Origin of the sequence: Tolypothrix sp. FACHB-123, assembly GCF_014697075.1 — a bacterium.
Taxonomy (GTDB): domain Bacteria; phylum Cyanobacteriota; class Cyanobacteriia; order Cyanobacteriales; family Nostocaceae; genus Aulosira.
The window spans coordinates 54,115-68,363 of record NZ_JACJRE010000005.1 but is presented as its reverse complement, the minus strand read 5'-3'; the positions used below and the strand labels follow the sequence as shown (position 1 = coordinate 68,363).

Annotated in this window: 4 protein-coding genes and 1 CRISPR repeat array; of the genes, 3 read left to right on the top strand and 1 reads right to left on the bottom strand. The window is 40.5% G+C overall.

Going from position 1 to position 14,249, the window contains the following annotated elements:
* Positions 1–263: 263 nt before the first annotated feature.
* A CRISPR array of direct repeats spans positions 264–589; the repeat unit is 37 nt; unit sequence GTAGCAACAACCCTCCCGGAACTGGGTGGGTTGAAAG.
* 687 nt (positions 590–1,276) lie between these two features.
* Positions 1,277–4,819, bottom strand: a complete 3,543-nt coding sequence (locus H6G41_RS05095) for an NB-ARC domain-containing protein (RefSeq protein ID WP_242037803.1) — start codon at positions 4,817–4,819, stop codon at positions 1,277–1,279.
* A gap of 906 nt (positions 4,820–5,725) precedes the next feature.
* Here H6G41_RS05095 and H6G41_RS05090 point away from each other — a divergent pair.
* The 3 genes from H6G41_RS05090 (at position 5,726) to H6G41_RS05080 (ending at position 14,171) form a co-directional block, all read left to right on the top strand.
* Entirely contained in the window at positions 5,726–11,719 is a 5,994-nt protein-coding gene (locus H6G41_RS05090) for an ATP-binding sensor histidine kinase (protein WP_190744196.1), read from the top strand.
* Between the two features lie 120 nt (positions 11,720–11,839).
* Positions 11,840–12,844, top strand: a complete 1,005-nt coding sequence (locus tag H6G41_RS05085) for a M48 family metallopeptidase (RefSeq protein ID WP_190744194.1) — start codon at positions 11,840–11,842, stop codon at positions 12,842–12,844.
* Between the two features lie 172 nt (positions 12,845–13,016).
* Positions 13,017–14,171: a CapA family protein gene (locus H6G41_RS05080; RefSeq protein WP_190744192.1), complete on the top strand. Its 1,155-nt coding sequence runs from the start codon at positions 13,017–13,019 to the stop codon at positions 14,169–14,171.
* The last annotated feature ends 78 nt before the right edge of the window (positions 14,172–14,249 follow it).

Here is a 14,249-nt window from a genome sequence, read left to right as displayed (position 1 = left end):
TAGGATTTTGCTATCTAGGAACCAGAAAACCTATTATTATTCAACATCAAACTAGCTACTAAGCTTTGGCAAACCTCAAAATCTTAAACGACATTTAATTTGTGAACAGTTGTAAAAAGTAGGTAACGACATCAATTTGTGAAACAACGACACTAAAGTATGAAAAACGACATGAATTTGTAAACGACGACAGATAATTAGTCACTGTACAACTGGGTGGGTTGAAAGGGCTATGCCTCGCTGATTGGAAGCAAGGATAATTTGTAGCAACAACCCTCCCGGAACTGGGTGGGTTGAAAGACAATTTACGATTTTGCAAAGATTTTGAGTGAAAAGTAGCAACAACCCTCCCGGAACTGGGTGGGTTGAAAGCTCCAAGAACACATCGCTAAATATATCCAGCGCCAAGGTAGCAACAACCCTCCCGGAACTGGGTGGGTTGAAAGCATCACTTGAAATATAAGCGATCGCTATTGCGGAGTAGCAACAACCCTCCCGCAACTGGGTGGGTTGAAAGTTTGGGAGTTGCAGCGTATTTCTTAGGTAGTTCTTGTAGCAACAACCCTTCCGGAACTGGGTGGGTTATCGTGGAAATGTTTTTACAGTAATAGTCAGAACTACTTGTGGTTTTAAATTTTAAAAGTCCTATAGCGTTTCCCAGGCTACTGAAGTACACACGAACCTTTTATATCAAAACAAGTAGCTTTAAAAATGTACCTCACTAGATTGAGAAACGCTATAACAAGAATTAGAGGGTTGAAAGAAGCTCCTCACACTACATTCAAAGCTATTTTTTTGTAAATGAGCTTTTTAGGGTAAATGAGGTTATATTAGCGTTGTAGTTGTAGACTACTAAGTAAAATTGGTTTTGGTGGATGACACGAATTTGTCATTGCTACTCTCAAAATACAAATTTCACCTTAAACGACAACAATTTGTCATAACGACACTAATGTGTCACCGACGACAAATAATTAGTCACTGTACAAAAAATCAAAAAAAAGACCGTGAAACATTATGTTTCACGGCTTTTCTTGTGGTGTGAGGAGCTTAACTAAATATCATGATAAGGTAGCTGAACAATGACAATCATCTGGTTACACTTTTGGTAACCAAAAATTTGCTAACCCCAATACAAAATTACCCTGCTGGCGATAACTCAGAAGAGAGGGGCTAGGAAAGAAAGATTTGCTGGTTTGGTTGTGATAGCCTTTGACAATCCAAAATCTAAAATCCAAAATTGTAGCACTGTGGACTTTTGACACGGGAAGCGCAATCAATCCCTAGCACCAAGGATTTTTAAAGTGGCTTTCTGCGCTGGAGTTAAACCTGTAACGCCTTGAATGTTCATCCCTTCATAAGGCCGAGGCGATCGCAAAATTTGTAAGCATTCACCAGTAACAATATCCCAGAGTCTGACTGTCTCATCTTGGGAACCGCTGGCGAGGACATGTCCTTGGGGATGAAATGCGATCGCCCAAATAAAATTATTGTGTCCCCGCAGTGTCTGTAAACATTCCCCTGTCTGGCTATCCCAAAGCTTGATAGTTTGATCGTGGCTGACACTGGCAACAAGCTTACCGTTGGGACTAAACTTAACATCGGTGACATTAGCTTCGTGTCCTTGGGATGTTTGCCAACAGTTCCCTGTGCTGATATCCCAAAACTGAATTTTGTATTCCATATTCCCAGTAGCTAAGATTTGACTATTGGGACTGAAGGCAATTCTCCCAATAAAGCAATAATGTCCTGGCAATACCTGGAGACATTCTTTTGTGTCTGCATCCCAGAGATGGATGCTATTTTCGCTCATACTAGCTAAAAATTTGCCATCAGGACTCCAGGTAACTGAAAATATCCAGCCTGTATGTCCCTGTAAATTTGTGAGACATTTTCCCGTTTTCACATCCCACAGCTTGATCGTCTTTTCTGCACCAGAACTAGCTAAAGTTTGACCATCTGGACTATAGGAAACTGAAAAGATAAAACTACTATGTTCCTCTAAGATTTTTAGACATTCCCCGGTTGTGACATGCCAAATCCGAATTTTGCTATCTACGCTACTACTTGCCAAAGTTTGCCCATCGTTACTGTAAGCTAAGGCTGCAATTTCGCCAGAATGACCGTACAAGCTTTTGAGGGAATCCCCAGTCGGAAAATCCCACAATCTAATTGTGGTTCCTGAATTACTAGCCAAGGACTGACCATCTGGATGGAAAACTACTGAACTAATGAAACTGGGATAGCCTTGTAAAGTCTTAATGCATCGTCCTGTAGATACCTGCCATAATCTAATACTTTGGTCTTGAGAACCACTAGCCAGGATTTTTCCATCATTGCTAAAGGCCACTGACCAGACACGAGTAGTGTGACCTGAGATAGTCTTAATACACTTTCCGGTGTTGACATCCCATAAACTAATTACAGAGGTTTCATCTGCGATCGCTAAAGTTTGCCCATCGGGACTAAAAGCAATTGACCAAACTAAATCTAAGTGCGGTGCTTGTAAAGTTTTTCTGCATTTACCTGTGCTGACATCCCAGAGTTTGACCGTTTTGTCTTGACTACCGCTGGCCAGAATTTTTCCATTAGGGCTAAAGCTAACTGACCAAACTGCTTGAGTATGTCCTGACAAAGTATGGAGACATTCACCAGTACTCAGATCCCAAAGTTTCACTGTTGCGTCTTCACTTCCACTTGCAAGAATTTGCCCATTGGGACTAAAGACCACTCCACCAATTTTGTTTACCTCTGGTTTCAGTTTTTTGACACACTGACCACTGCGAGTATCCCAGAGTTTGATTGTTTGGTCTGTTTTCCCAGAAGCTAGTAGAGTACAATCTGGACTAAAGCTGGCTAACCAACCCCGTAAGCTATCCTCTTGTACCGTAGACAGGCATTGTCCTGTGTTTACATCCCAGAGTTTAATGATGCCACTATCACAGCAACTGGCTAGAGTATTGCCATCCGGGCTGAAGTTAACTTGCCAAACCCAGGCTGTATGTCCCTCAAAACTTCGCAGTAGTTGACCATCTTCTATATTCCACAGGTGTATTCTGCCATTGATATCACAAGTAGCCAGAATCTTACCTAGCGGACTGAATTTTACTGTGATGATTTGTACCAAAGCCTCATTAAAAGCTGATTTTTGTAAATCGGTATTGCATAAATTGACTTGATGCAGATTCACATCTTTAAGGTAAGCTTGCCAGATGGTTAAATCTGAAAAATCCCACCCGGTGAAATCAACTTGTAGCTGACTCAGTAGATTAATTGTATTCCCAGCAGCATATCCAGGTACGGCAGAAAATTTTTCTCGCAGTAGGGAAATAATTTCTTGGAGTCGCCTCTCAATTGCTGATGAGTTTCTGAAGGTAGTTTTTAACCGACTCAATATTGGTTCCAAAATTACCCTTGTTTGGCTTTCACGAACATAATCGTTAGCTGTAGCTTCCATCAAAGCGTAGACATTGAATAATTCAACTTTCCCAGTAAAGATTTCACGACAAACTTGTTGAATCAGTTTGTCAGTCATGTATTCCATAACTACAGGTTGTTGGGCATAGCTGCCTGATTGCTGTTCAATAAGCGATCGCCCTTGCAGAGATAATACAGCTTCTAATAATTCTCGCTTAGATAATTTGGGGATAATATCTTCTTGGAGTTCTGGTAAAGTCACCCATTCCCGTTTAATCGCTAGCCAGTACATGACTTGTTGTTCGTTTACCGACAAGCGACTAAATTGATGGTCTATGATTTGCCAGATATCGCCAAAAACCAAAGCACCTTGGGCTAAAAATTCTTGAATATTGCCATCAAATAAACGCTGAATGGTGGTAGCAACGATTTTTAAAGCCAGGGGATTACCTGTATAACGTTGAATTAAATTATCAAATTCATTTGGTGAATTTACCAGCCCTTTGGTGATGAGAATTTGTCTGGCTGCTTCTTGGGGTAATCCAGTTAATTGCAGCGATCGCACTGGTAAATTATCCCCTTCTCTAGCGGTAAAACCAATGGGTTTTTCTCGGCTCGTAAACAACAAACAACTTTGATGGCGTTCATCGCCTACACGGCGGAAAAGTTGCCCATATCCTTCATATTCCAGACGATAGCGACCAGATCTTGTCCCAATAGCTAAAACCGATTCCACATTATCCAACACGATCAGACAACGTTGGGAAGACAGATAATTCATTAAGCAAGAAATCTGACTATCTACAGTTTCTGGGACATTGACAACTTGCTCCTCGGAAACAAAAGCAATGATGTCTTTAAGTAACTCAATTATTGGTGGTGCATTGCGCAGACTGCGCCAAATTACGTAATCAAAATTACTTTGGATTTGTTCTGCTAACTTCACAGATAAAGCTGTTTTACCAATTCCTCCCATACCTAATAGGGCTAACAAACGGCATCGATCGTGGAGAATCCATTGTTGGAGTTGTGTTTGTTCTGCCGTGCGACCATAAAAAATAGATACATCTATGGCTTCACCCCAATCTTGGTGCAGCAATATTTTCGGGTTCTTGTTCGCCACACTCGTTTCTAGGGCATTCGGGATTGGTGAATCCACTTGTGGGAGACTAACATAACGTCTTCTTAAGACAGATTTAATATTACTTTTGTTAACATTTTCTCCTAGGGACTTTGAGAGAGTCTGCCATAATCTATACCCCACATCGCGGATATAATCATCATCATAACCAGATCTTTCAGCAATCTGCGCATAAGTATATCCTTCCCAAGATTGACGGAGTACTAGCTCTTGAATATTACTTAAATGCTTTTGCTGTAATACTAGATCTAATACCAGCATTGCTTGCTCAAACGTCAACTCTGTAGCTCCTACAGGCTCTAATAAATTAGATGATTATCTTAGTATTAAACATAAAATTAGCCTAATAGAGCTGATTTTAAATCTTTTTATGGCAAGCAAATATATTTTTTGATTTAACCTGATTTTTTATGATTTTTTATGATTTTATGAAAGTCAAAATAACAGGTGTGTTCTCTTCTAAAACTTCTAGGCGCTTACTACCCTGCTAATAACAAAATTCCAGAAAGTGTTGTAAAGTTAATTCTAACTCGCAGACAGCCTAATAAATGACCGTTATTATTAATACATAATTATGCTGCATAAATACGTAAACAGCTATTTCTGATTTAGCAAACTAGCAGATATTAATTACTATATAGATATTCCTCTAAAAAACTAGAAAGCCATCAATTAATATAGCCATTATCAATAAATAGCAAATTAGAAGCTCAGCAATGTTTAAATAAGTCTGTTCGCTGAGCTTTGCATCTAACAAAATTGCTATAATCAACAAAAATGTTTGTAAATAAAATTAAAAAATAAGTCGGATGCTAGAGTTAATTTCTTAATAAATCCAACTCTAGGTAATAGCAATCCAGTGAATTTAGGCATGAGAGTTGGCGCTCTAGTGGTTGACAAATTGCCATTTTTGCTAGTTGATTTCTGCTGCTGCCAGATGAATCTGATGAGAAGAATCCAATTTGATGATTGCCAAAAAATTACTTATATCTAGGGTCAGTACTATGAAGCAAAAACCCAAGCTGGTGGGTATTACCCAGCTTACCTGTATTGCCGAAATTAAGAATGATTCAGATATATTCCAGTTAGAAAAAGCTAACTCTTGGGCATACTAATATTATTACAACCATTAAGCAAAAGTAATTTTGCAGATGAGGTAAGTAAATTATGAGATTAGGTCTGGATTTCGGATGCAAGATTTTAGGATATCAAGTTGTAGAACAACTGCATGTTAGTACTACAACTATTGTCTACCGCGGTATTCGAGAGACAGACCAGCAACCTGTAATCATCAAATGTCTCAAATCTCATTACCCAACATTTCATGAAATGTTGCAGTTTTGCAATCAGTATAAAATCGCTAAAAACTTCGACTTTCCTGGTGTAGTTCGACATTACAGTCTCGAAGCTTACGGTCATAGCTATGCCCTAATCTTGGAAGACTTTGGCGGAATTTCGCTACTAGAATATACCAAAACGCAGCCACTAGAACTCAGTGAATTTTTAGCGATCGCCTTGCAAATCACAGATATTCTCCAACAAGTACATCAGCACCGGGTAATCCACAAAGATATCAAACCGGATAATATTCTCATCAATCCCCAGACCAAAGAAGTTAAACTCATTGACTTTAGTATTGCTTCCCTGCTACCGCGCCAAACCCAAAAAATTAAAAACCCCAATGTTCTCGAAGGTACCCTGACTTATATTTCTCCCGAACAAACCGGACGGATGAACCGAGGAGTTGACTATCGCAGCGATTTTTATTCCTTGGGGGTAACTTTTTTTGAACTACTGACAGGCCAACCTCCCTTTTCCTCTCAAGATCCAATGGAGTTGATTCACTGTCATATAGCTAAACAACCTGCGCCTTTAGAGCAATTTAAAATTCGTTTTCAACAAGTAAATACCACAGCAGCTCCGACAAACAACTGGCTAAACTGTGCGCCAAATTCCCAATTTAAAATTGAAGCCATTCCCCAACCAGTTTCTGACATCATCTTCAAATTGATGGCGAAAAATGCCGAAGACCGCTATCAGAGCGCATTCGGACTCAAACATGATTTGCAACTTTGTTTAAACCAATGGAAACAGACCGGGAACATTGCACCCTTCGAGATTGGCAAAATGGATGTAAGCGATCGCTTCTCAATCAAAGAAAAACTCTACGGTCGCCAAACTCAAGTGCAAACTTTGTTAGCTGCATTTGAGCGTGTAGCCAATCAAACTGATTCTCGCAACGAACTAATGCTGATTGCAGGCCCTTCAGGTATCGGCAAAACAGCCGTTGTCAACGAAATCCATAAACCAATTGTCAGACATCGGGGTTACTTCATTCAAGGTAAATTTGACCAGTTTCATCGCCAAATTCCCTTGGGTGCATTTGTCCAAGCATTACGAGATTTGATGAGACAGCTGCTGACAGAAACCAACATCCAATTAGAGCAATGGAAGCATCAAATCCTCTCCACTCTAGGCGATAACGGGCAAGTAATTGTCGAAGTCATTCCCGAACTCGAACTAATTATTGGTAAACAACCTCCAGCACCGCAGCTTTCGCCAAATGCAGCCCAAAACCGCTTTAATCTTCTGTTCTCAAAATTTCTGCAAATTTTTACCACTCCCAACCATCCCTTAGTCATTTTCTTAGATGACTTGCAATGGGCAGATTCGGCTTCCCTCAGACTCATACAATTATTAATGAGTGAAGCCGACAAGGGTTATCTGTTACTAATTGGCGCTTATCGCGATAACGAAGTCTCTTCAATTCATCCCCTGATGTTGATGGTGGATAAAATCACTAAAACAAAAGCGATCGCCAATACTATTATTCTCAATCCCCTCAAGCTTTGCGACCTGAATCACTTAATTGCTGAGACTCTCAGTTGTCCCCCAGAAATAGCCGCACCTTTAGCTGAATTAGTTTATCAAAAAACCAACGGCAATCCATTTTTTACCCAACAATTTCTGCAAGCATTATATACAGAAGAATGCATCACCTTTAATATTCATACTGGTTATTGGCAAGCAAATTTACCCCAAATTCGCTCCCTCGCCCTCACAGATAATGTGGTGGAATTTATGGTGCAGCAAATTCAAAAATTACCCACCGCCACCCAAACAGTTTTGCAACTTGCTGCTAGCATTGGTAACGTTTTTGATTTAGCCACCCTGGCGATTGTTTACGAAAAATCTCAGTTAGAGACAGCCGCAGACTTATGGAAAGCGATACAAGCAGGATTAATTTTATCTATCAGTGAGGCTTGCCAATATTTTGCCGATGACGATTTTGATCACAGTGCTTGTGAATTACCACTGATTTCCCAGCAATTACAGCAATACAAATTTTTACACGATCGCGTCCAGCAAGCAGCATATTCTTTAATTCCCCAAGCGCAAAAACCAGCTAATCACCTCAAAATTGGACAATTACTGCTGAGGAACACCCCAATTAGCGAACAAGAGGAAAAATTATTTGCGATCGTCAATCAATTAAATATCGGTAAAAATCTAATTCTCGAACCCAGCCAGCAACTTCAACTCGCCCACCTGAATCTCCAAGCCGGATATAAAGCGAGAAACGCCACTGCTTATCCCACAGCTTTAGAATATTTCACCACAGGTATCGCATTACTACCAGGCGATAGCTGGCACACTCAGTATAATCTCACCCTTGCACTCTATGAAGCTGCCCACGAAACTGCTTATCTGAGTGGTAATTTAGAGCAAATGGCCAACTTGGCAGCGGTGATTCTGGAAAATGCCAACAGTCGCTTAGATACAGTCAAAATTTCGGAAATTCAAATCCAAGTAGCCCAAGCACAGCATCAACCTGTCAAAGCAGTAGAGATTGCGCTGAAAATTCTCCAACCTTTAGGGGTAACTTTTCCCCAACAACCTTGTGAATTAGATATTGCCAAAGCATTTACCCAAACCTCATCCATTTTAGATGGTAGGCGACCGCTGGATTTAGTAGCTTTAGCGCCCTTGACAGATCCAGAAAAATTAGCCGCAATGCGCATTCTCGCTGCTGTTTCATCTTCTGCTTATGTTGCAGTCCCGGAATTATTTCCCTTAATTATTTTGGCGCAAGTCAACTTATCTGTGAAATATGGCAATACTCCAGCCTCTACCTACGGCTATGGCTGCTATGGACAGTTGTTATGCAGTTTAGGAGATATCGAATCTGGTTACCAATTTGGCCAGTTGGCACTGAAGCTACTGGAACATTTTCATGAGCCAGAACAAACAGCCAAAACCTATGGAGAAGTGAGCCTAGGAACATTGCATTGGCAAGAACCTGTAAGCAACAGCTTGTCTTTGTTATTAGAAGGTTATCAAAGTGGACTAGAAACGGGAGATTTACTTTGGGCTAGTATTTGCGCGATCGTTTACGTGATGCATTCTTGGTTTGCTGGGCAAAATTTAACCGAACTCAATCGCGAGGCGGGAGTTTTTGTTACCCAGTTAACTCGCAGTAAACAAGCCGCACTGGTAAATCAAATCGCGATTTTTCAACAAGCAATTTTAAATTTAATTAATAATCAGCATAAACCTTGGCAGTTGATGGGAGATGTGTTTCATCAAGAGCAAATGCTGCCAATTCTTCAGCTAGGATCAGATAAAACAGCCTTGTGCTATTTTCATTGTAATCAACTATTTCTTTGTTATTTATTTGGAGAATTAGAGTTAGCAGTTAACGCCGCGATCGCGGCGGAAAATTACTTGGATTCTGCCACCGGATTGTTTGTGATTCCCAGCTTCTATACCTATGATTCCCTGGCACATCTGGCAGTTTATCCCCAAGCTTCCCCAGAAAAGCAACAACAAATTCAACAGCGAGTAAGGCGCAACCAGGAAAAACTCAAGCACTGGGCTGATAATGCCCCAACTAATCATCTCCACAGATTTTATTTAGTAGAAGCAGAACGCCATCGATTGTTAAATAACAAAGCCGCAGCCCTAGAATTTTATGATTTGGCGATTACCACGGCTAGAGACAACAAATATCTTCACGAAGAAGCCCTAGCTAACGAATTAGCAGCGGAATTCTCTTTAGCATGGGGAAAAAATTGCCTAGTTCAAGACTATATAATTAACGCCTATTATTGTTATGCACGTTGGGGTGCAACTGCGAAATTTAAGGAATTAGAGCAAGATTACGCTCAGTTTCTCACGCCGATTTTACAACCAGATCGGATAGTTGTTTCCACCGAATTAACTATTCCCGTCATCGATAACATGGTTACCGTGCGCGATACTCAGAGCAGCCATGCCATATATAATCATGGCATCTGCGCCGCCTTAGATTTAGCGACTGTGCTCAAATCTTTTCAGATGCTTTCTAGCGAAATTCATCTAGATAAATTGCTGACCACTCTCTTGCAAGTGGTGCTAGAAAATGCGGGAGCAGATAAATGTGCATTGCTCTTACAAAAAGAAGATAAATTATTTGTCGAGGCAACTATCGCCTTAGGGCAACAACCCCAAGTCATGCAATCTCTGGCTCTAGAAAGAAGTCAAGAATTGCCAATTCTATTAATTAATTCCGTGAAAAGAACTCTGGAACCTTTAGTATTAATTGATGCTACCAGCGATTCTCAATTAATGGCTGACCCCTATATTTTGCAACAGCAGCCGAAGAGTATTTTATGTACCCCCATGCTGCATCAGGGGAAACTATTAGGAATTTTATATCTAGAAAATAATTTAGTCACGGGAGCATTTACTAGCGATCGCGTAGCCATCTTGAATCTGCTTTGTACTCAAGCAGCCATTTCTTTAGAAAATGCCCACCTCTACCAGCGTTCTCAGATTTATAACCGACAATTAGAACTATCTTTAGCAGAATTGCAAGCCAGCGATACCCGGTTTCACAACCTCGCAAATAACATTCCGGGAATGATTTATCAATTTTGCTTAACTGCTGATGGCGTCACATCCACACCCTACGTTAGTTGTGGTTGCGCTGATGTTTATGAATTACCACCAGACGAAGTCATGGCAGGAAAGTATAATTTATATTCCCTCAATCATCCCGACGACATAGGACAACTTCAGCAATTAATTACCGAATCTGCCCAAAATTTCAGCCAATTTAAACATGAATGGCGGATTATCACACCTTCAGGAATCGTCAAATGGATTCAATCTGTAGCGCAACCGCAACCGCAAAAAGATGGCTCAATTATCTGGGATGGAATTGTCATTGATATTAGTGAGCGTAAACGTGCGGAAGCTCAAGCCCAGCAAAAAGCCCAAGAGCTAGCAACAGCTATGCAAGACTTGCAGCAAACCCAATTACAATTAGTCCAGAATGAAAAAATGTCTGCTTTGGGTAATCTTGTTGCCGGTGTAGCCCATGAAATTAATAATCCTATTGGGTTTTTATCAGGTAACTTGCAACCTGCGAAAAATTATATTCAAGACCTGTTAGGATTGCTGGATTTATATCAGCAACAGTTTCCCGATCCTGGTCAAGTGATTATCGATGAAGCCGAAGCTATTGATTTAGAATATCTGCGTGAAGATTTACCCAAAATCATAGACTCGATGAAACTGGGTATCGATCGCATTCGCAGTATTAGTAACAGTTTACGTACCTTTTCTCGTGCTGATAAAGATTACAAAATTCCCTTTAATATTCACGAAGGAATTAACAGCACCATCTTAATTCTCAAACATCGCCTCAAAGCTAACGAACACCGTCCTGCTATTGATGTCATCAGAAACTTTGGTAATTTACCTGCGGTGGAATGTTTTCCCGGACAACTCAATCAAGTATTTATGAATATTTTGGCTAATGCCATTGATAGTTTAGAGGAATTTAATCACCAACGCCGACAAGGTAATTTTCGCCCCCATTCCCATCAAATTGTCATTCATACAGAACTGGTGTCAGCTGGAGAAAATTTCTCCACACCCCAGGCGATAATTCGCATCAAAGATAACGGTATTGGCATGAGCGAAGAAGTCAAAGCCCGCATCTTTGAGCACCTGTTTACCACTAAAGCTGTGGGTAAAGGGACAGGTTTGGGATTAGCGATCGCTTGGCAAATTGTTGTCGAACGACATAGGGGCACGATCTCTGTGGAATCTGCCTCCGAACAAGGTTCTGAGTTTACTATTGCTCTACCAGTCAACGCTCAAAGCAGCGAATAACACAGAGATAATAGGGTAATTGCGGGTAATTTTCATGAAGAATAGCGATCGCTCTGGCTTTCAGTGCCTAATTAGATTATTGTATAAAAATAACCTTTAATTACCAGAATACGGAAAATAATGCTCAACTGGAAAAGAACAATCCTGACCACTAGTTCTTTGTGCCTATTTTTGTGTTCTACAACCTTACCAGTCTTTGCTAAACCTAAACCCGCACCACAAAGAAAACCAGCATCCACATCTACCAGCATCTATGAACAAGCAAAAAAACAATTACCAGAAGATTTTTATGCCCTTTATCGTGTCGTAGACCGTATTGCTCGCGCCAATGAATTAGATAATCGACCTTGGCGGATTATGGCTGTGCCCAAGTATGATGTCAATGCATTTGCTACTGATGTTAATTTAATTGCTGTCTTTGATGGCATACTTGACCAATTAGCTGGCGATTCCTCCGCATTGGCTTGTGTAGTAGCCCATGAAATGGGTCACCATGTGAAGCGTCACCTCGCTGTTGGTGCAGCGCAAAAAGCTGAGTTGATTGCCAAAATCGAGGAAGAAGCCAAGCGAGAAGTTCTAGGAGAACAACAAGCAGCAAATGAAGAATCAACCGCCGCTGTTGTTGGTGGTGCAGTTGTGAATCGTGTAGTCGGCGGAACTGTTGGCGGTTTGTTGGGATCGATACTGGGGAATCAAGGCGCGCAACGCCAAGCAGATTCACAAAAACGCATCAATCAAATTATTGAGAAGAAGAAACAAGAACTAGAAGAACGTCTTGCAATGCAGGAAAGACAACAGGAACATGAAGCTGATGAAATTGGCTATATCGCCTCCGTAAAAGCTGGATTCGATCCAGATGGCTGTTTACGAGTCATGCAGGTGTTATCGCAAATTCCTGGTTCGGAAAGCGATTCAACTCACCCAGCAGTACCTAAACGCATTGAGGCCATTAAAGCTTTAATGATTAAATATCCACCGCAGACTTTAGCTAAAGAAGGTGAAGCACGCATCTCAAAAACCAAGCCTCTCACCTATAACCTTTCTAAAGACCAAGCCTCATTAAGAATTAACTCATCTCGTGGTGGTTCTCAAGCTGATGACATAGACAAAAAATTTGGTAGGTAAAATTACTATCTTTGGCAAAGATTTATCAAAATCAATCCTAGTTATAAACCCAACACTAAAAGCTGCGTGTTGGGTTTCTTTTTGGTGTTAAATTTTCCCAAAATGGGTGAGGAACTATACCAGAAATTGAAATTTCTGGGATAAACTGATGCCATTATGTGAGGAGTAAACAATGGTTAATCAAAAGCTGGGACGCTTATTCTCAGTCGGCTTTATCAGTTTTTGTTTTTGTCTGGGTATTAGTATCGGAATTATCATCCGGTTTGGGCAGATGCAACGCTCCAATGCTGCTACCACACCACCGGAAAATTTACCCCTTCCCTTCGCTATTCCCGAAAATCAAGAAGTACCTTCAGATACCATCACGATTAAAGCTGTGGGGGATGTAATTCCCGGTACCAATTTCCCTAATTACAGATTACCGAAGTTTCGCGATCAACTAATTCCACAATCTGTCAGAGGTTACCTGCAAGGCTCTGACATTTTATTTGGCAATTTTGAAAGTAGTTTAACTACTTACCCCTACAGTTCTAAAGATATGAGTCAAGGACAAATCTTTGCCTTTCGCTCTCCACCTAGTTATGCCCAACTATTTGCAGATGTTGGCTTTGATGTCTTTAATTTAGCTAATAACCATGCAATGGATTTTGGCCTTATAGGCTTTCGAGATACAGTTAAAAATCTGAACTCTGTAGGTATTGAAACATTAGGACATAAAAATCAAATTCTCTATTTACAAGCTAATAATATTCCGGTAGCAATGATCGGATTTACTACATATAATATGTACAATTCTGTTCATGATTTAGCAGCAGCTAAAGCTCTGGTATTAGAAGCAAAAAATAATGCCAATGTCGTCATTGTATCGATGCAAGTAGGTGCTGAAGGTACGGGCGCGTTACATGTAAAAGACGAAACCGAGTTTTTTTATGGAGAAAATCGCGGTAATTCCATGCAGTTTGCCCGCACAATGATTGATATAGGCGCAGATTTAGTTATCGGACATGGGCCCCATGTTCCTAGGGCTATAGAAATTTATAAAGGGAAACTCATCGCTTATTCTTTGGGAAACTTTTTAGGCTACCGGACTTTGTCTACTGCTGGTGAAACTGGTTACTCGATGATTTTAGAAGCAAAACTCAATTCCAAAGGAGATTTGGTAGGCGGTAAAATTATTCCCGTGCATCTGGATCGTCAGGGAATTCCGCGAATCGATCAGCGTTTTCGGACTGTCGGACTGCTGCGTTATTTAAACAAACAAGCTTTTCCCAAAAATCAAGTCAAAATTAATAAAAAAGGAGAAATTGTGGTGATGAATCAGCAATAGTACCAATTCAAAAATTCACAACTAGTACTGAGTTTATCAAAGTATGCAAAATTAGGAAAGCTTCTCAACTATTAGCTT

Bases quoted from the DNA above. Each gene is read 5' to 3' on its own strand.
- H6G41_RS05090 (WP_190744196.1), top strand. From the start codon at position 5,726: ATGAGATTAGGTCTGGATTTCGGATGCAAGATTTTAGGATATCAAGTT.
- H6G41_RS05095 (WP_242037803.1), bottom strand. From the start codon at position 4,819: ATGCTGGTATTAGATCTAGTATTACAGCAAAAGCATTTAAGTAATATT.
- H6G41_RS05080 (WP_190744192.1), top strand. From the start codon at position 13,017: ATGGTTAATCAAAAGCTGGGACGCTTATTCTCAGTCGGCTTTATCAGT.
- H6G41_RS05085 (WP_190744194.1), top strand. From the start codon at position 11,840: ATGCTCAACTGGAAAAGAACAATCCTGACCACTAGTTCTTTGTGCCTA.